General features: G+C 64.4%; 20 protein-coding genes. 10 read left to right on the forward strand and 10 right to left on the reverse strand.

Features of this window, described 5'->3' with window-relative positions; all coding sequences use genetic code 11:
• Window positions 1-51 precede the first annotated feature (51 nt).
• From ACSS7Z_RS14750 to ACSS7Z_RS14770, 5 genes are all read left to right on the forward strand, one after another.
• On the forward strand, window positions 52-1,023 hold the full coding sequence (locus ACSS7Z_RS14750; RefSeq protein ID WP_438255631.1) for an aldo/keto reductase: 972 nt from the start codon (window positions 52-54) through the stop codon (window positions 1,021-1,023).
• A 51-nt stretch (window positions 1,024-1,074) separates the two neighbouring features.
• Window positions 1,075-3,069 carry a beta-galactosidase gene (locus ACSS7Z_RS14755; protein ID WP_438255632.1) on the forward strand — a complete coding sequence of 665 codons (1,995 nt, stop codon included), beginning with the start codon at window positions 1,075-1,077 and terminating at the stop codon, window positions 3,067-3,069.
• A 150-nt stretch (window positions 3,070-3,219) separates the two neighbouring features.
• Window positions 3,220-4,551: an APC family permease gene (locus ACSS7Z_RS14760; RefSeq protein WP_438255633.1), complete on the forward strand. Its 1,332-nt coding sequence runs from the start codon at window positions 3,220-3,222 to the stop codon at window positions 4,549-4,551.
• Between the two features lie 26 nt (window positions 4,552-4,577).
• Entirely contained in the window at window positions 4,578-6,212 is a 1,635-nt protein-coding gene (locus ACSS7Z_RS14765) for a sodium-dependent transporter (protein ID WP_438255634.1), read from the forward strand.
• Complete coding sequence (locus ACSS7Z_RS14770) at window positions 6,209-6,346, forward strand: methionine/alanine import family NSS transporter small subunit (protein WP_438255635.1); 138 nt, start codon at window positions 6,209-6,211, stop codon at window positions 6,344-6,346. Before ACSS7Z_RS14765 ends, ACSS7Z_RS14770 begins: the two co-directional genes overlap by 4 nt.
• Window positions 6,347-6,348: 2 nt before the next feature.
• On the opposite strand, the gene ACSS7Z_RS14775 is transcribed toward ACSS7Z_RS14770, so the two are convergent.
• Window positions 6,349-7,341, reverse strand: a complete 993-nt coding sequence (locus ACSS7Z_RS14775) for a cation diffusion facilitator family transporter (protein ID WP_438255636.1) — start codon at window positions 7,339-7,341, stop codon at window positions 6,349-6,351.
• Window positions 7,338-7,742, reverse strand: a complete 405-nt coding sequence (locus ACSS7Z_RS14780) for a transglycosylase SLT domain-containing protein (protein WP_438255637.1) — start codon at window positions 7,740-7,742, stop codon at window positions 7,338-7,340. The genes ACSS7Z_RS14775 and ACSS7Z_RS14780 overlap by 4 nt, the downstream gene beginning before the upstream one ends.
• 236 nt (window positions 7,743-7,978) lie before the next feature.
• Between ACSS7Z_RS14780 and ACSS7Z_RS14785 the strand changes: the two genes are divergently transcribed.
• Together ACSS7Z_RS14785 and ACSS7Z_RS14790 are read left to right on the forward strand one after the other, a co-directional pair.
• A complete protein-coding gene (locus ACSS7Z_RS14785; RefSeq protein WP_438255638.1) occupies window positions 7,979-8,545 on the forward strand; it encodes an NADPH-dependent FMN reductase in 567 nt (188 codons plus the stop codon).
• Window positions 8,546-8,597: 52 nt separating this feature from the next.
• Window positions 8,598-9,854, forward strand: a complete 1,257-nt coding sequence (locus tag ACSS7Z_RS14790; protein WP_438255639.1) for an FAD-binding protein — start codon at window positions 8,598-8,600, stop codon at window positions 9,852-9,854.
• On the opposite strand, the gene ACSS7Z_RS14795 is transcribed toward ACSS7Z_RS14790, so the two are convergent.
• From ACSS7Z_RS14795 to ACSS7Z_RS14810, 4 genes are all read right to left on the reverse strand, one after another.
• A complete protein-coding gene (locus ACSS7Z_RS14795; RefSeq protein WP_438255640.1) occupies window positions 9,832-10,104 on the reverse strand; it encodes a DUF7218 family protein in 273 nt (90 codons plus the stop codon). The genes ACSS7Z_RS14790 and ACSS7Z_RS14795 overlap by 23 nt on opposite strands.
• 9 nt (window positions 10,105-10,113) lie before the next feature.
• The gene (locus tag ACSS7Z_RS14800; protein WP_438255641.1) at window positions 10,114-10,527 is read right to left on the reverse strand and encodes a CBS domain-containing protein; all 414 of its coding nucleotides are present in this window, start codon (window positions 10,525-10,527) and stop codon (window positions 10,114-10,116) included.
• 80 nt (window positions 10,528-10,607) lie between these two features.
• On the reverse strand, window positions 10,608-11,093 hold the full coding sequence (locus ACSS7Z_RS14805) for a hypothetical protein (RefSeq protein ID WP_438255642.1): 486 nt from the start codon (window positions 11,091-11,093) through the stop codon (window positions 10,608-10,610).
• A gap of 96 nt (window positions 11,094-11,189) precedes the next feature.
• The gene (locus ACSS7Z_RS14810; protein ID WP_438255643.1) at window positions 11,190-11,504 is read right to left on the reverse strand and encodes a DUF7882 family protein; all 315 of its coding nucleotides are present in this window, start codon (window positions 11,502-11,504) and stop codon (window positions 11,190-11,192) included.
• A gap of 77 nt (window positions 11,505-11,581) precedes the next feature.
• Here ACSS7Z_RS14810 and ACSS7Z_RS14815 point away from each other — a divergent pair, with 77 nt between their 5' ends.
• A complete protein-coding gene (locus ACSS7Z_RS14815) occupies window positions 11,582-11,932 on the forward strand; it encodes a DUF7882 family protein (protein WP_438255644.1) in 351 nt (116 codons plus the stop codon).
• Here the strand turns inward: ACSS7Z_RS14815 and surE are convergent.
• The gene (gene surE, locus ACSS7Z_RS14820) at window positions 11,854-12,678 is read right to left on the reverse strand and encodes a 5'/3'-nucleotidase SurE (protein ID WP_438255645.1); all 825 of its coding nucleotides are present in this window, start codon (window positions 12,676-12,678) and stop codon (window positions 11,854-11,856) included. The two genes, ACSS7Z_RS14815 and surE, sit on opposite strands and share 79 nt — an antisense overlap.
• On the reverse strand, window positions 12,675-13,673 hold the full coding sequence (locus ACSS7Z_RS14825; RefSeq protein WP_438255646.1) for a 1-phosphofructokinase family hexose kinase: 999 nt from the start codon (window positions 13,671-13,673) through the stop codon (window positions 12,675-12,677). Before ACSS7Z_RS14825 ends, surE begins: the two co-directional genes overlap by 4 nt.
• A gap of 178 nt (window positions 13,674-13,851) precedes the next feature.
• Here ACSS7Z_RS14825 and ACSS7Z_RS14830 point away from each other — a divergent pair, with 178 nt between their 5' ends.
• Both ACSS7Z_RS14830 and ACSS7Z_RS14835 read left to right on the forward strand, forming a co-directional pair.
• Window positions 13,852-14,736 carry an SDR family oxidoreductase gene (locus tag ACSS7Z_RS14830; protein WP_438255647.1) on the forward strand — a complete coding sequence of 295 codons (885 nt, stop codon included), beginning with the start codon at window positions 13,852-13,854 and terminating at the stop codon, window positions 14,734-14,736.
• Between the two features lie 167 nt (window positions 14,737-14,903).
• Complete coding sequence (locus ACSS7Z_RS14835) at window positions 14,904-15,236, forward strand: DUF6804 family protein (RefSeq protein WP_438255648.1); 333 nt, start codon at window positions 14,904-14,906, stop codon at window positions 15,234-15,236.
• Window positions 15,237-15,254: 18 nt separating this feature from the next.
• Here the strand turns inward: ACSS7Z_RS14835 and ACSS7Z_RS14840 are convergent, their stop codons facing one another.
• Window positions 15,255-15,911, reverse strand: a complete 657-nt coding sequence (locus tag ACSS7Z_RS14840; protein ID WP_438255649.1) for a response regulator transcription factor — start codon at window positions 15,909-15,911, stop codon at window positions 15,255-15,257.
• A 13-nt stretch (window positions 15,912-15,924) separates the two neighbouring features.
• Complete coding sequence (locus ACSS7Z_RS14845) at window positions 15,925-17,175, reverse strand: sensor histidine kinase (protein ID WP_438255650.1); 1,251 nt, start codon at window positions 17,173-17,175, stop codon at window positions 15,925-15,927.
• Window positions 17,176-17,182 lie beyond the last annotated feature (7 nt).

Consider the following 17,182-nt stretch of genomic DNA (forward strand, 5'->3'; position numbering starts at 1 on the left):
TCGACGTTCAACTGAGAAGGTCGACGTTCAACTGAGAAGAGGGAATCTGCAATGGAGTACACACGTCTAGGTAGCTCTGGTGCCCGAGTCAGTCGTATCGCGCTCGGCACGATGAATTTCGGGCCGGTCATCGACGACGCCGAATCGTTCCGTATCCTCGACGCGGCGGTCGAGCGGGGGATCAACCTGATCGACACGGCGGATGTCTATGGTGGCGCGCCGTGGGGTGACAAGCCTGGACAGACTGAGGAGCTCCTCGGTCGATGGATCAGCGCCCGAGGCAATCGCGATGACCTCGTGGTGGCGACGAAGGTGCAGGGCGCGATGGGCCCTGGCGTCAACGACTCCGGCCTGAGTTCACTGCACATCCGCCGGGCCGTGGAGGATTCGCTTCGCCGACTCTCCATCGAGCACATCGACCTGTACCAGATGCACCACATCGACCGGAATGTGCCCGTTGACGAGGTGCTGGATGCCTTTACGCGTCTTGTCGACCAGGGCAAGATCGGATACCTCGGTTCGTCCAACTTCGCGGGATGGAACATCGCGCAGTACCAGGAGATCGCCGGAATGCGCGCAGCCTCGCGTGCGAAGCCGGTCACCGAGCAGTCGATCTATAACCTTGCGCAGCGCACCGTTGAACTCGAGGTCGTGCCGGCTGCAACCGCCTACGGCGTCGGGCTGCTTACCTGGTCGCCGCTGGCGAGCGGCATGCTCGGTGGAGTGCTGCGCAAGACCGACCGTTCGCGCAGCAGCGTCGACGCCTTGGGTGGGCGACGTGCGCAGGTCGAGGAATACGAGCGCTATGCCGATGAGCTGGGCGTAGCCCCGGCAGAGCTCGCCATCGCCTGGCTGCTGCATCAGCCGGTTGTCACCGCGCCGATTGTCGGACCGCGCCGGCTCGAGCAGCTCGAAAGCGCGGTACGCGCACTGGATATCACCCTCGGTGCGGAAGAGCTCGCTGAATTGGATCGCATCTGGCCCGGCCCCGGCGGCCCCGCTCCAGAGGCCTACGCCTGGTAGGTCAATGGCTGACCAGACACCGTTCCCACAGTGAAGACGAGAGGACGTCACATGCATTACGGCGCCGACTACAACCCCGAACAGTGGCCCGAAGAGATCTGGCCGGATGACATCGCGCGCATGCGCGAAGCGAATGTCACCCTCGTGAACCTGGGCATTTTCGCCTGGGCTCGCATTCAGCCGCGTGAGGGTGTGTTCGACTTCGCCTGGCTCGACCGAATCATCGAGATGCTCCATGAGGCGGGCATCGCCGTCGACCTTGCGACCGCGACGGCGTCACCGCCGCCGTGGGTGAGCGCGGTGTACCCCGAGGTTCTGCCCTGTGACGAGAACGGCAGCACGTACTGGCCAGGCTCGCGTCAGGCCTACGCACCCAGCTCGCCGGTGTATCGCCGTCTGGCAGGTGAGCTCGTCACGGCGCTTGCCGCTCGCTATGCAGACCACCCAGCCGTCGTGATGTGGCACATCAACAACGAGTACGGCTGTCATCTGACCGTCGATTACTCCGACGCCGCACGCGACGCCTTTCGTGGCTGGCTGATCGAACGCTACGAGGACGTCGACTCGTTGAACGCGGCCTGGGGCACCAACTTCTGGTCGCAGCGCTACCAATCCTTCGAGGAGATCTTCCCACCGCGCAAGGCTCCCTACAGTCACAACCCTGGTCAGCTGCTGGACTTCCAGCGCTTCACCAGCGACACGATGCTCGAGTGCTATCTCATGGAGCGTGAGATCATCCGAGCGGCCGGTGCGACCCAGCCGATCACGACGAACTTCATGGGAACGTTCAAACCCGCGGACTACGTGAAGTGGGCGCAGTATGTGGACGTCATCAGTGACGATTGTTACCCGGACCCCAACGAGCCGGACTCCTTCCGCGATGCGGCGCTCACTCGGGATCTGATGCGATCGCTCAAACCGGGCGTTCCTTGGATCCTCATGGAACAGGCGACAAACGCCGTGAACTGGCGTCCGGCGAATGCGCCGAAGGCGCCGGGACAGATGGCCGCGCTCAGTGCACAGGCGATCGGACGAGGCGCTGACAGCATCATGTTCTTCCAGTGGCGTCAGTCTCAGGCCGGAGCCGAGAAATTCCACTCGGCGATGCTGCCTCATGCCGGAACCGGCACCCGGACCTGGCGCGAGGTCACATCGTTCGGGAAAGCTCTCGCCGATCTCCCCGAACTGCCGTCATCGCCCACGGGAGATGCCCGCGTAGCGCTGGTTCTGGACTGGGATAACTGGTGGGCGGTGGAGGCATCTGATCACCCGCAGAACAGACTGGACTACCTGGCCGTGGTGCAGCGCTGGTACCGAGCACTGCACCGGCGACACGTGCAGGTGGACATCGTTCCCCCAGAGCACGTCGATGATCGCTACCGGCTCGTGATCGCTCCGGCGCTGTATCTGCTGCGTGAATCCGGTGCTCAGGCACTCACCGACTTCGTCGAGTCCGGCGGACACCTGATCGCCGGACCGTTCACCGATGTTGTGGACGAATACGACCGATTCCGAGACGGCGGCTACCTCACTCAACTCGGGGGGATTCTCGGAGTCACTCTCGAGGATTTCGGTGCGCTGGTCACGCCAGTCGATTCGGCGGCAGGAACACCTGGTGAGCACACCGCACTCGTTTCAGGAGTGTGGGGCGAGGCCGCTGGGATGCTCTTCGCAGAGGAGATCGCAGCGACGGATGCTGAGGTCGAAGCTGCATTCACGAGCGGACGCCTCGCCGGGCGTCCTGCCCTCACCGTACGTCGTTCAGGTGCTGGAAGCGCTCGCTATCTCGCGACGATCCTCGATGAGGCCGGGACACAGCAGATCGTCGAGCATCTGATCGCGGAGGCCGGGGTCGAGCCCGTTATCGACGGTTTGCCAGAGCACGTAGAAGCGATGCGTCGCGGCGATATCGTCACGCTGGTGAATCATGGCGGTCCCGAGACCGAGGTATCCGTGCGCGGCGAATCTGTCAGCGGCGAACCGATCAGCGACGGACGAGTCCGACTCGCGGCTTGGGAATGGACGATGATCCGCACGGCGCAGTAGCAACGGACCTCAGCGCCGAGCACGATTGCCCGGTGGAATTGACGGACTGCATCATCATCTCGTCAATCCACCGGGCGTCGGTGTCAACCCCCGCGCCGGAATACTCGCAGTGGGCAAGACTGTGGCACCTTCGAAAACAGAGGAGCCGCCATGCCAGAGCCCCGCGAGCAGCCCGCCCGATTGCGCCGCGCCATCACCGGACCGATGCTCTTCGCCTTCATTCTCGGTGACGTCCTCGGAGCTGGGATCTATGCGCTGATGGGAGTGCTTGCCGGCCAGGCTAGTGGGATGCTGTGGGCGCCGTTGCTGCTCGCGCTCCTGTTGGCGCTGCTGACGGCGGGCTCCTACGCCGAGCTCGTCACGAAGTACCCGCGCGCTGGCGGGGCGGCGGTTTTCGCGGAGCGCGCGTTCCGCAGACCGATCGTGTCGTTCCTGATCGGATTCAGCATGATGGCGGCCGGCGTGGTGAGCGCTGCCGGCCTCGCCATCGCTTTTGCCGGCGACTATCTGCAGACCTTCTTCGCCGTCCCCTCTATTCCCGCGGCGATGGTCTTCCTCCTCATCGTCGGAGCCCTCAACGCTCGCGGCATCCGAGAATCGATGGGGGCGAACCTGGTGATGACGGCGATCGAGGTCACCGGTCTCGTGATCGTGGTGGTCGTGGTGGGCCTGTTCGTCGCGGGCGGTGGAGGCGACCTGTCCCGCGCGATGCAGGCTCCAGCGGATACCGGTGTCGCCGTGGCAGTGCTGGGAGGCGCGATCATCGCCTACTACTCGTTCGTCGGATTCGAGACGTCCGCGAACGTGATCGAGGAGGTCAGACAGCCGAGCAAGAACTATCCGCGTGCGCTGTTCGCCGCTCTCATCACCGCCGGTGCGGTCTATCTGCTTGTCGGGATCGCCAGTGCCGCAGCACTTTCGCCCGCGGAACTCGAACAGTCCAGCGGGCCTCTTCTGTCCGTCGTCGAGGCGACGGGCCTGGGCGTGCCGTCCTGGCTGTTCAGCGCGATCGCGCTCATCGCCGTCGCCAACGGCGCACTGCTGACGATGATCATGGCAAGCCGGCTCGCCTACGGCATGGCAGAGCAGAAGCTCCTGCCAGATGTGCTGGGCAGGGTGCTGCCTCGCCGGAAGACCCCGTGGGCGGCGATCGTGGCGACGACCGCGGTTGCAATGCTGCTGACGCTGATCGGCGACCTGGCCACGCTGGCCGAGACAGTGGTGCTCCTGCTGCTCTTCGTCTTCCTCAGCGCGAACATCTCGGTATTGGTGCTGCGCCGCGACCGGGTGGAGCACGATCACTTCCGGGTGTGGACTTTCATCCCCGTGCTCGGTATCGCATCGTGCGTGCTGCTGCTCACCCAGCAACGCGCAGTCGTGTGGCTCTTCGGGGCTGCTCTGCTCGTGGTCGGTGTGGTGCTCTACGTAGTGGCGCGATGGTCGCGGCGTCGCAGCATGCCACGCGGGAGTGGTCGCGTCTGAGTGACGCCAGGGGTAGTGTCTGCGTCATGGCGACCGCATCGACGCAGACACAAAAACGCGAGGCTTTCGGATCGCGCAACGTATTCATCCTTTCCGCTATCGGCTCAGCGGTCGGACTGGGCAACATCTGGCGCTTCCCGTACGTTGCCTACGAAGGCGGCGGCGGCGCATTCCTCATCCCTTATCTCTGCGCGCTATTGACTGCCGGCATCCCGCTGCTCTTCTTCGATTACGCGATCGGACATCGGTTCCGCGGGTCGGCACCCCTGGCATTTCGTCGCATGCATCGTGCGGCGGAACCGCTGGGCTGGTGGCAGGTGCTGATCTGCGTCGTGATCTCGGTCTACTACGCCGTCATCGTCGCGTGGGCTGCGATGTACACCTGGTTCTCGGTGGAACTGACCTGGGGTCCTGGCAACGAGAACGACTTCTTCTTCACTGACTTCCTGCAGATGGGCGACGTCTCTGCAACCGGCGTCTCGACGGAATTCGTTCCGCAGGTCGGCATCCCGCTGGTCATGGTCTGGCTCGTCGTGATCGTGATCATGGCACTGGGTGTCAAGCGCGGTATCGGCGCGGCGAACATGGTGCTGATGCCGCTGCTGACGGTGATGTTCGCGGTGCTCGTGGTGCAGTCGCTGTTCCTTCCCGGGGCGATGGACGGTCTCAATGCCTTCTTCACACCGAACTGGGAAGCCCTGGCTGACCCGGGCGTGTGGGCGTCGGCGTACGGACACATCTTCTTCTCCCTGTCGGTCGCGTTCGGCATCATGGTGACCTACTCGTCGTATCTGAAGCGCAAAACCGACCTCACGGGATCCGGTCTGGTGGTGGCGTTCGCCAACTCGGGCTTCGAGATCCTCGCCGGCATCGGTGTGTTCGCGGCTCTCGGATTCATGGCACAGGCGCAGGCGACAGACGTCGCGGGTGTCGCGACCTCAGGTATCGGGCTGGCGTTCATCGCGTTCCCCACGATCGTGTCGCAAGCCACCGGCGGCTCCATCATCGGTGTGCTGTTCTTCGGCGCATTGGTCTTCGCCGGCGTCACGTCGATGATCTCGATCCTCGAAGTGATCGTCGCGGCCTTGCAAGACAAACTCGGCTGGGGGCGCGTGCGCACGACGCTGACGGTGTCGATCCCGCTCGCCATCATCTCGATGGCGCTGTTCTCGACGACGACCGCCCTCGCGGTGCTCGACACAACGGATGCCTTCATCAACGCCTTCGGCATCATGGCAGTCGCCCTGGTGGCCGTCATCGTCGTGGCCTGGCTGCTCTATAAATTGCCCGCGCTTCAAGAGCATCTCAACCGACGCTCGAGTTTCGGTGTCGGTCTCATCTGGAAGCTGCTCGTGGGGCTGCTCAGCCCCATCGTTCTGGGCTATCTCTTCGTCAGCGAGCTCATCACGAAGATCTCGTCTCCGTATGAGGGCTATCCGACCTGGTTCCTGGCCGTGTTCGGCTGGGGAATGGTGATCGCCCTCGTCATCCTCGCCGTTTTGCTGTCACTGCTGCCGTGGAGCAGGCGTTCGCATGCGAAGGACGACCCGGATTATGACGAGTTCCTCGCCGAGGAGCATTACGACCCCGATCCGGAAACCGACACGATCAGGATGCCGTCGCCGGTGGCAACATCGAACGAGAAGGGAGCAGGCGCATGACTCCGACCGCGATCATCTTCATGGTCATCGCCATGGTCACCGTGTGGGGCGGGCTGGTCGCGGCGATCATCAACCTCGCCCGCCACCCGGAATCAGCAGACTCCGAGCCCGAGGCGCCTCCGGTCGAGCTCTGAGCTCAGCTTTCGCGCGCGGGGAGGAGCCCCCGGTCGGCTTCATCCGGGATCTCATCGCAGGCGATGACGACGACATCCTGGACTTTCCAGTCCATATCGGCGACGCCCCGCGAGAGCCGGTCGATCTGCGCGAGTGTGATCCGCTTCCTGTGCGGAACGACGAACGCTTCGATGTGGAAGACCTGACCCTGGTCGCGCATGCGCACGCCGGCATCTTTCACATTTGGCTGAGCGCGCAGATATCTGACGATCTCGGCGGCGAGGGGATGGGGCTGCTTGTCGTCGTAGGTTCGAGCTCGTTCATCCATGAGATCCACGACCGCCCCCTTGGTGTTTCGGATGCCGTCCCAAATGATGCTCAGTGAGATGAACAGCGCTGCGGCGCCGTCGAGCCACCACAGGCCCGCGCCGACACCCAGTACACCGACGATCGATGCGGCGTTGGTCTGCCAATCTGCCTTGGCCATGTCGGCATCGGCATAGAGGATCTTGTTATGCAGAACGGGGGCGAGTTTCGCCTTCGCGCGACCGTATATGAATGGTCCGCTCACGATGATCGCCATGACTGCGACCATGAGCCAGCCGAGCCAGATGGTGTGGCCGAACAGGTTGACGGTGCCGATGGTGGGGTGCTCCACGGCAACCAGCCCGGACGCCGCCTCGAATGCCAGATTGAGTCCCACGCCGAGGAGCGCGACTCCGGCGACGAGATGGCCGATACCCATTGATCGATGAAAACCGTAGGGATGGCGCACCGTCGGTCGCCGCCGCACGAAGATCAGCGCGATGAGGAATGAAACCTGCGGAATGAGGGAGAGCATGTCCTCGATCCACGCGGTCTTCATCGCCTGGGAGTTCCCGACGACGAACGCGACGAGAGCGATCGTGCATGCGGTGTAAATGATGGTGAAGTACTCCCACCACACGGCCTTCTTCAATGCCTTCTGCTGTTCGAGCGGAAGATCCGTGCGCCCGAACTGGTGCCGAGCACTCATGACCCGACTTCCGTGTCTAAAAAGCCTTCCAACTCGGTGAGAAAGGCATTTTCTCCGAGAGGGACGAACATGACGATCGAGCGGCCATCTGCCCCGTCGATGCTGGGGTAGCCGCGGGTGACCCCGACACGATCTGACCACGGCGTCTTATCCGTGAGACCTCCGACGATCAGGTCCAACTCACCCTTCTCCATCATCACGACCAGCGTCTCTTCGCTGCTGGCGGTGAACTGCACGTCAGCGTCCAAGGACTCTGCGAACGCATCGACGAGATCGATGAGCGGTCCGGACGGCGCTGCAGACGACGTCTGCACAAGGCCATCGTCCTGCGAAACTCCCACCCGAAGGGTTCCATCGGTGACGGTGTCCAAAGTGCCGGCGGGATCTGTCGGCACCGACACCCCACAACCCGTCAGGCAGCAGGTCAGGACAAGGGCGAGAACCGTGATCGCACGATGAGGTCTGTTCAGCTGATTCGACATATTCACTCCGATTCCACGCTGCTTCGCATCGAGCTTCGCGGAAGAACGCCGGGAGGGGAGCACCCTTGACAACCACCCCCGACAACGCGCAAGGGGCTATCGCTCTCCTCGTTCGAGGCGCACACTGGTGTCGTCACCTTCAGTGAGGAGCAGCAATGTCGTATAAGGTCGGATATTTCGTCGGAAGCCTGTCGTCCACATCCATCAACCGGGTGCTGTCAAAAGCGCTGATCAACGTCGCCCCGAAAGACCTCGAGTTCACGGAGATCCCGATCGGGGACCTGTCGCTCTACAGCCCCGATTACGATTCTGCCTACCCCGAGAACGCTCGGGCGCTCAAGGACGCCATCGCTGACAGCGACGCGATTCTGTTCGTCACACCGGAGTACAACCGGTCCATCCCCGGCGCGCTCAAGAACGCCATCGACTGGGCTTCGCGCCCGTGGGGTCAGAATTCCTTCGACCATATGCCCACCGCGGTCATCGGAGCATCCATCGGCGTCATCGGAACCGCCGTTGCGCAGCAGAGTCTGCGGGCCGTGCTCGCGTTCTGTAACGCCCGCCAGATGACGGCACCCGAGGCATACATCCACTACACGCCCGAGGTCTTCCACGACGATGGCAGCATCGCCAAGGCAGACACCGAAAAGTTCCTCCGCAACTACATGATCGAGTTCCGGGATCACATCCGCCGAGTGCTGACGGTGCTGCCCCGACAGTGACGCGCAGCGTCATCCGGCGATATTCTCGCCGCAGGCGCGGGATGATGGGCGCATGGCAATAACGAATTGGGCGGGCAACGTCGTCTTCACCCCGACCGAGATTCTCCGTCCTTCCGACATCGCCGAGGCCCAGCTGCTGGTGAGCACGGCCGAGCACATTCGCGTGCTCGGCACCGGACACTCGTTCAACGACATCGCCGATGGCCCCACTCTCATTTCGCTCGGCGGCATCGATCTGCCGTTCGAGCTCGACGAACGCGCACGCACCGTCACCGTCCCGGGGTCGGCGCCGTACGGGGCGGTCGCCGCGTTCCTGCAGGAGCACGGCTGGGCGCTGCACAACCTCGGATCGCTGCCGCACATCTCCGTCGCAGGCGCGACAGCGACAGCGACCCACGGTTCTGGCGACGGCAACGGCGTGCTCTCAACCGCCGTGCGGGGCATCGAACGCATCGGCGCTGATGGCGAATTGAGCTGGGTGCGCGCGGGAGAACCCGACTTTGAAGGAAGCGTTGTCGCTCTCGGTGCGCTGGGAGTGATCACCCGGATCACCCTCGCGATCGAACCCACTTTCGAGATCACCCAGCAGGTGTATACCGGCCTTCGGTGGGACACGTTCCTTGAAGAGTTCGATGCGATCATGAGCGCGGCGTACAGCGTGAGCGTGCTGGGGGAGTGGAGCAGCCCGGCGCTGTCGACGCTGTGGTTCAAGTATCGAGACGGCCGTGGGGATGCTCCCGCGGAACTGTTCGGCGGAGAGCGCGTGACCGCTGAGGTGCACGCGATCATTCCGGGCGCTGCCCCCGATGACAACATGACGCCGCTGGGTGCCAGTGGCGCGTGGTCGAGCAGACTTGCGCACTTCCGCTTCGACCGCGACCCGAGTGCGGGTGGCGATGAGCTGCAATCAGAGTTCTTCGTGCCACGGGAGTGGGCAGTCCCGGCGCTGCGCGCGATCCGGCGGCTCGGTGACCGCATCGATCCGCTCCTGCACGTGAGCGAATTTCGCACCTTCGCCGGTGACGACCTTTGGCTCAGCGGCGGCGAAGGCGGAGCGCGTCTTGCCATCCACTTCACCTGGCGTCAGCGTCCGGCAGAAGTGGCAGCGCTGCTGCCGGAGATCGAAGCCGCGCTGGAACCGTTCTCACCGCGTGCGCATTGGGGCAAGGTCTACAGCCGTGACTTCGACCAGGCCGGTGCCTTCGACCGGCTCGGTGATTTCGCGAACCTGGCGTCACGCTTCGACCCGCGGGGCAAGTTCACGAACGCCTACCTCGGTCGCGTTCTCAGTGGTTTCGCAGCGCGCTAATCAGCTCTGCCTTGCGCTTGTCCGAGTAGCCGGTGAGCCCGAGCTCCTTGGCCCGGACCTTCAACTCGTCCACGGTCCAGTCCTCGTAGCTTCCTGCTTCACCACCGCGCCGACCGACCTCTGATCGGCCGCGTTTCGTGCCACCGGTGGCATTCGAGATACGTGCCGCCTTCTCTTTGGAGGCACCGTCCTCGCGCAGCTCCTCGTAGAGCTCGGGATCTTTCAAACGTGAGTTCGCGTCGCGTGGCACGCGGTCCTCCTAGCGTGAGATGCTCTCGACAGTGATGCCGGTGGTCTCCGGTGCCAACGAGCGAGCGATGTCGGCTTGGCTGATGATGCCTACCAGCATGTGATCGTCGATGACAGGAAGACGGCGGATCTGATGATTCTGCATCTTCTCCAGCGCGACACGGATGTCATCTGATGCCTCTACGGTCACCGGCTTTCCTTTAGCCAGTGCCCGCGACGGTGTCGTCTCGGGGTCCAGCCCCTCGGCAACTGCACGAACGACGATGTCACGATCGGTGAGCATGCCCTTGAGCTTTCGATCCTCTCCGCAGATCGGCAAAGCCCCAACATCCAGTTCTGACATGAGCGCCGCGGCGATGCTCAACGAATCGTTCTCGCCGATGCAACGGGGAGCAGCCGTCATGATCTCGTTGGTGAGTGTCATTTTCCTTTTCTCCTCTTATCTCGCTGTGCGCGTCACGCTAGAACTCGAGCGCGATCTGGCCAAGGGGGCTTGACAGCCGCTCAGCCATCCTTCACCTCGAGGTCCGCGTCGGGCTCATTGTGCTGATCCTGCGGGTAGTCAGGGCGGGCGGGTTGCGCTGGCTGGTCCGAGAGCTCGCCGCCTTCGCGCCCACCGTACGGTCGGCCGTGGTCAGCGAACTCGTCTCGCGCGAATACCAGGGTCCATCTGCCGGCGGTGAATCGAGCACCCGTCCGCAGGATCTCCGTTCGACCGCCGCGCCCGCTCTCGTCAGCCTGCGGACTGGCATTCATCTCGCCGGTACCGTGCAGGGTGAGCACGTACTCGTCACGGTCGTCGTGTGTGATCGTCGCATGCACCGGGTCGGTGTCCGCCAGGAGCAGTTCGTTGCCGGCGGCCGAGCCGATGTGCACGGTGTCGGTGGTGAGGTGATGCACGAAGCGCTCGTGCTCATGAGAGACGAGCAGCTTCGGATTCCCCGCCCCCCACTCGGCGTGGGTTGTCGTGGGTTGATATCTCTCATTCATGACTGTCGCCTCCGACCATGTTGCGTGCCTGCAACGTTAGAGGGGCCAGTCGTCAGCGCAGAGGGGCTTGACCGCGCGCAGAAGATATGGGCTGATTCATTCCGGGGTGCTGATCACGTCTTCGGGCACCAGGGTGATCCCGCCGCTGGAGCTTGCGGAGTTCGCCATCGCGGTGATCCAGTCCGATCGCAGCTGCGGCGGTTCAACATCATCGAAGACGAAGCGGAGCGGGATTGACGGGTGCAACCAGATCGTCGAACGTCCGGGCTTGGCGTTGTCCGGATGCCGCCAGGAGAGTGTGAAACTCTCATTACGTCGCAACTTTGTGGCAATCACGACTTTCAGGTGTGCGAGCGCCCGATCATCGATCGAGATCGGCTCGGCGGCACCGCCGTAGTACATCATTCCCATCACACTAGGATAACGATTGGGGGCAATTTTCGACACTGCCTAAATGGCAGGCGCAGCAAGATACGGAGGCGACGCGCATGGGTAAGTTCATCTACGAGGGTGGCGTCAAAGTCGAGATCGAGGACCGCGCACTGCTGCATGTGCAGCTCGTGATCAGCGCGAAGCTGCGTCGCGGAGAGCCCTTCTCATTCAGCTGGCGGGAAGACGCCAGCGTCGGTGGTGGGCGCACGACCGTCTGGGTGCACCCGGGCAGTTCCATCGTCTACAAGTACTACGGTGGCCGTCAGCCTTCGATCAACCGCGCCTGGGTCGATGCTTTGGCTTTCACAGCCAACGCGCCGACCGGCCTCTACATCGTTCCGGAACCGGCTGAGACCGGTGAGGCTCCGGGCACGGATGAGCTACCGACCGTGCCACCGATCAGCTGAACTTCTCCAATGTCGAGCGGGGTCTCGAGCACGGAGTCGATCCCGGTGATCGTCACCCACCCCTGCGCGAGATTGGCGGCATCGCTATCGTCGGCCGGGATGTTCGGGAGCTCTTCGACGGCTAGGCGTACGTAGCGCTCGTCGCTCTCGGTCACCGCCATCTGGACGATGCCGAACGGCGCCAGCGTGCTCTCTCTGATCCCGTGGGGATCGGGACGGTTGGGAACGTTCACGTTCATCGTGGTGCCTCGCGCACGCGCGGTCAACGCTGGGACGAGACTGGTGGCCGTGCGTGCGGCCGTTCGCCAGTGGAACGACTCCGGCTTCATACCGACATCGAGCGACACCGCCATCGCCCAGGCGCCGTTGAGTGCTCCAGTGAGGGCAGCGCCGACGGTGCCGGAGTGCAGGATCGCCCGACCGACATTGGCACCGTGGTTCACCCCGGAAAGGACGATGTCCGGCGACGGGCCGAAAGCCCGGCGTGCAGCAATCATGGCGATCAACCCGGGGCCGCCGTGGACGGCGAAAGCGGGCACATCGGGAAGGGCATCCAGCGTCCGCCGTTCCACCGAGATCCGTCCCTCCGATTCGCTGGCCATGATCGACGCACTCGAGCCGCTCGACTGGGCTACGGGGGCGGCGACGACGACGTCGAGGCCGCTGTGCACAGCAGCTTCGGCGAGCGCCGTGAGCCCGGGGGCATCGATGCCGTCATCGTTGGTGATCAGTGCGCGCAGTGTCATGAGTCGCTCGTCTCTGCCAGCGCCGCCAGCCCATCCGGGCTGACGCGTCCGTGCGGGGCTTCGGCTTCGGCATCCGCCTGCTGGATCTCTCGCACCAGCACCTCTGAGCGAAGCTGCGCGATCATGTCGGCATCTCCGGTGCCCAGGCCGTGCCGGGTGACGTTCAGCGCTCCCGCTGCGGTGCCGAGTGTGATCGCGTCGCGCAGGCTGTCGCCACGCGTGATCGCTGCGACGACCCCGGCGGTGAGGGAGTCGCCCGCTCCGCGCGTTTCGTGCTCCTCGAATCGGGGGAGGGAGACTTCGACCACGCCATCAGCATCCAGAAGCAGCGACGGGGCGGATGAGCGTGTGACGATGACGGCGCGTGCGCCTTGTTCCCGCAGCTGCTGCATTGCGGCGATCAACCGTGGCAGCGATGTTTCTCGCACCAGACCGTCGTCGCGGAGTTCCTCGTGGCTCACTTTGAGTATGTCGACGCCGCCTTCTACGACCGACTGCAGTCGTTCCCCGGCGAGATCCGCGATCACGGTGCGGCCCTCACGGCGAAGGTCGATGGCCAGTCGACGGTAGACGTCAGCGGGCACAGTGTCATCTCCGGCCGGTCCGCTCAGAATCACAGCGCGAGAGTCGGCACAGCTGCGCAGGGTCGCGCTGTACAGATCATCCAGTTCGTGTCGGCCGATCGGGTCGCCCTCCTCCTCAGCGATCACGGTGCGGTCGCCCTCACGACGGTCGTGCAGATAGGCGGAACCACGACCATCGCGTTCGACGGCGACGACACTAAGACCCTCATCCTCGAGCAGATGCTTCAGCGTCTGCCCGATCTCGCCACTCAGCACGCAGCACATCGTCACAGACACGTCGAGTCTGCGCAGCATCCGCGCTTGCCACACGCCCTGCCCGCCAGCATGCACATGAATCTCAGAGCCCCGCGGATGATCTTCGATCGTCACCGTCAGGGTCGGAGACGGAGCGAAAATTGTGACATCACTCATGCTCGACTCCCTTCGTTCACAGCCCCTGCAGTCTCTCAGCGCAGCTGGCGGATACGGCCCCCGTTGACAGATCGACACCGTGCCACTAGCTCTTTCGTATCGGGCCGCGCGCGTACGACCGGGTCAATCGGGTGTCAACCCCCTAGATGAGAGCGGTGGGTAAGAAGAAGGTGTCGATATGGCCCCTCACGACGCAGATCCCCGCCACGCCCACCCCAATGATGGCTTCCCTGCACAGGAGCAGGACCAACCAGGTCAGACAGATCAGATGCGTCCCAAACCCGATCACGGTGAGACGACCGATGAGGGTCACGGGAGGCTCTCGGGTCGCCGTGCGCTGATCACCGGCGGCGACTCGGGCATCGGACGCGCGGTGGCCATCGCGTTCGCCCGCGAGGGCGCGGACGTCGCGATCGTGCACATGCCCGAGGAACAGGGCGATGCTGACGAGACGCTGCGATGGGTTCGTGAGGCGGGGCGAACCGGACTGAGCATCGCTGGCGACATCCGCGATGAGGATTTCGCCACGCGATGCGTCGCCGATGTGCGCAGTGCTTTCGGGGGCCTCGACACCCTGGTGCTGAACGCCGGATATCAGCACGATGTCGACGGTTTTGAGACACTCAGCACCGACGCGATGCGGCGGGTGTTCGACACGAACCTGGCTGGCATGATCTTCTCGGCACGCGCAGCGTTCGCAGAGCTCGAGCCCGGCTCCAGCATCACCGTCACCGCCTCGATTCAATCGTTCAATCCTTCCCCCGGCCTGATCGACTACGCCATGACCAAAGCCGCGCAGGTCGCGTTCGTCAAGGCGCTCGCCGAAGAAGCCGGTCCACGCGGGATCCGCGTGAATGCTGTCGCACCGGGCCCGATCTGGACCCCGTTGATTCCGGGAACCGGGTGGGATGCGGATAAAGTCCGCAACTTCGGTGCTGACACACCCCTCGGACGGGCCGGGCAACCAGCGGAACTGGCCGGGGCGTACGTCTACCTCGCCTCCGGTGAATCGTCGTACGTATCCGGCGCAGTCTTGCCGGTCACCGGAGGGAAAGCACTATGACTATGACAGCTCCAGAGCCTCCGAAACCTCTTCCCACTCGTGGGAAGAGCGTGAAGATCTCATCGCGCGCGGACCAGCCGCGTCGGATCCCGCACTTTCCGCCGGCCTGATCGCGGTCCCGGGCTCGGTCACCGCAGGCAAACGGGAAGTGCGGGAAGATGGAGCACATGAGCTCTTCCACCCCGCAGATGCAGCGCAACGCTCTGGCTCCCGGCTTGCTCGCGGCCATCGCACTCTTTGTTTCGCCGCTGTTCCCCGAGGGAACCGTCGCCACGGTCATCCTTTTCCTCGTCGCGATCCTCGCGGCGATCGTCGCCTGGTTCGCCCTGCGGGCGGGGCAGTGGTGGTGGACGATCGTGTTCGTCGCCATCGCCGTGGTGTGGAACCCGATCTACCCGTTCGGCTTCAGCGGCGTGTGGTGGACCGTCGCCACGATCGCGGCTGCCCTCGCGTTCATCACAGCGGGCGCGCTGGTCAAGAACGAGCGCACCGCGCCCTGAGGTGCGGGGCCGGCCACGTCACTCGACGAGGCCGAGCCGGTGCGCGAGGATGACGGCTTGAATGCGGTCCCGGACCGGAAGCTTCATCAGCACCCGTCCGACGTGCGTCTTCACCGTCGATTCGCTCAAGAACAGCCGCTGCGCGATCTCGACGTTCGTGAGCCCCTCGCCGATCGCGATGAACACATCGCGTTCACGTTCGGTGAGTGCTGCGGTGGGGTCCTCCCCATTCGCGGGCGCGCGCAGCTGCGGGCCGAGGTGCTCGAGGAAACGGCGGGTCACGCGCGGCGAGAGCACGGCGTCTCCGCGGTGCACGGCGCGGACAGCGGAGATCAGCTCGTGGCGCTGGGCATCCTTGAGGAGAAACCCGCCCGCCCCCGCACTGATCGCGCCGAACGCGTACTCGTCGAGGTCAAAGGTGGTGAGCACGAGCACGCGGCACTCCGGCAACTCACGGGTGATGGCCTGCGTCGCCGCGATCCCGTCGGTGCCCGGCATCCGCACATCCATCAACACCACGTCGGGGCGCAATTCGCGGACCAAAGCGATGGCGGCGTCACCGTCGGCGGCGTCGCCGACGACCTCGATGTCGCCCTCAGCCTCCAGCACGAGCCGGAACCCGACGCGGATCAGCTCCTGATCGTCGACGAGCAGCACGCGGATGCTGTCACTCATGTTCGTCCTCACCTCAGTGTTCATTGGCTGGCAGTTCGGCGCGCAGAATCCATCGTCCGGGGCCGGCGGGGCCCGAGGAAAGCGAACCACCCACGTGTGCGGCGCGCTCCTGCAAACCGCGGATGCCGTAGCCCGATGTCCCCACGCGCTGAGTGACACCGTCGTTGTCGATCTGGATCGTCACGGTGTCTGCGGTGTGATCGATGCGCACGGCGATCGAGCGCGCCCCCGAGGCGTGGCGCATCGCGTTCGTCATGCCCTCCTGCACAATACGGCCGACGGCGAAGCGGACAACGGGCGACGCTGCATCCGACCCTGTCGTGGTGAGTGTGGCGGGGTATCCGGCGTGCTGCGCTGCCGCGATCGTCTGCTGCGGGGATACCGGCTCCGCCGGTGCGAGCGGGGCGTCGGTGTCGCCATCGCGGAGCACGCCCAGCATGGCGCGCATCTCGGTGAGGGCGCCCCGTGCGGTCGTGGCGGCAGCGGTTGAGGCATCCCGCGCACGCTGTCGGTCGTCGGTTGCGGCCGCGCCCTCGGACAGGGCGACGACGACGGTGAGCGAGTGCGAGACGATGTCGTGCATCTCGCGGGCGATGCGTGCCCGTTCGGAGGCCGCCGCGATCTGCGCCTGCTGGTCGCGCTCGGTGAGCAACTGCCGTGAGCGATCGATGATCGCTTCGACGTAGCGCTTGCGCCCGCCGACGTTCGTCCCGATGAGCGTGCCGATGAGGGCGATGACGAACTGTCCGATCACGCCGTTCACTGCCGATTGCAGGGAGAAGACACCGAGCATCGACAACAGCGTGCACACGAGCGTGTACGGGACCATGCCGCACGCGAAGCCGAGCCAGGCAGCCCGCGTCGAACGGTACACCGCCAGCGCATAACTCACCACGAGCAGCAGGATGCCGCCGGACGGTTCTCCGCTGAGCAGATAGATGAACGTCGTCGCCCATCCGGCCGCGAACACGATCCGCGGCCACTGTCGCCGACGCAGCAGCAGGACGCAGGTGATCGCTACCGCCGCGACGATGATGATGGCAATAGCGAGCGGTATCGGGCCGGGATCACCCGGATCCTCCAACGGTGTCGTATAGGTCCTGAATACCGTGACCGGTGCGGCCGACATCACAAAACACGCGAGAGCGATCAGCACGTCGGCGAGGATCGGATGCCGCGCCCAGAACCGCCGGATGAGACCCGGCGTGCGCGGCAGCCGCAGCTCCTCGTCCTCGAGAGGGCGGGAGCTGCGGCCGGTGTTCACGTCGTCG

It is taken from the genome of Microbacterium wangyouchuni (genome assembly GCF_051546305.1).
Taxonomy (GTDB): Bacteria; Actinomycetota; Actinomycetes; order Actinomycetales; family Microbacteriaceae; genus Microbacterium.

Coding starts and splice junctions, on each gene's coding strand:
- ACSS7Z_RS14815 (WP_438255644.1), top strand. CDS start 11,582: ATGGGTAAGTTCATCTACGAGGGTGGCGTCAAAGTCGAGATCGAGGAC.
- ACSS7Z_RS14830 (WP_438255647.1), top strand. CDS start 13,852: ATGGCCCCTCACGACGCAGATCCCCGCCACGCCCACCCCAATGATGGC.
- ACSS7Z_RS14840 (WP_438255649.1), bottom strand. CDS start 15,911: ATGAGTGACAGCATCCGCGTGCTGCTCGTCGACGATCAGGAGCTGATC.
- ACSS7Z_RS14775 (WP_438255636.1), bottom strand. CDS start 7,341: ATGAGTGCTCGGCACCAGTTCGGGCGCACGGATCTTCCGCTCGAACAG.
- ACSS7Z_RS14810 (WP_438255643.1), bottom strand. CDS start 11,504: ATGGGAATGATGTACTACGGCGGTGCCGCCGAGCCGATCTCGATCGAT.
- ACSS7Z_RS14760 (WP_438255633.1), top strand. CDS start 3,220: ATGCCAGAGCCCCGCGAGCAGCCCGCCCGATTGCGCCGCGCCATCACC.
- ACSS7Z_RS14750 (WP_438255631.1), top strand. CDS start 52: ATGGAGTACACACGTCTAGGTAGCTCTGGTGCCCGAGTCAGTCGTATC.
- ACSS7Z_RS14805 (WP_438255642.1), bottom strand. CDS start 11,093: ATGAATGAGAGATATCAACCCACGACAACCCACGCCGAGTGGGGGGCG.
- surE (WP_438255645.1), bottom strand. CDS start 12,678: ATGACACTGCGCGCACTGATCACCAACGATGACGGCATCGATGCCCCC.
- ACSS7Z_RS14785 (WP_438255638.1), top strand. CDS start 7,979: ATGTCGTATAAGGTCGGATATTTCGTCGGAAGCCTGTCGTCCACATCC.
- ACSS7Z_RS14825 (WP_438255646.1), bottom strand. CDS start 13,673: ATGAGTGATGTCACAATTTTCGCTCCGTCTCCGACCCTGACGGTGACG.
- ACSS7Z_RS14770 (WP_438255635.1), top strand. CDS start 6,209: ATGACTCCGACCGCGATCATCTTCATGGTCATCGCCATGGTCACCGTG.
- ACSS7Z_RS14755 (WP_438255632.1), top strand. CDS start 1,075: ATGCATTACGGCGCCGACTACAACCCCGAACAGTGGCCCGAAGAGATC.
- ACSS7Z_RS14800 (WP_438255641.1), bottom strand. CDS start 10,527: ATGACACTCACCAACGAGATCATGACGGCTGCTCCCCGTTGCATCGGC.
- ACSS7Z_RS14790 (WP_438255639.1), top strand. CDS start 8,598: ATGGCAATAACGAATTGGGCGGGCAACGTCGTCTTCACCCCGACCGAG.
- ACSS7Z_RS14835 (WP_438255648.1), top strand. CDS start 14,904: ATGAGCTCTTCCACCCCGCAGATGCAGCGCAACGCTCTGGCTCCCGGC.
- ACSS7Z_RS14765 (WP_438255634.1), top strand. CDS start 4,578: ATGGCGACCGCATCGACGCAGACACAAAAACGCGAGGCTTTCGGATCG.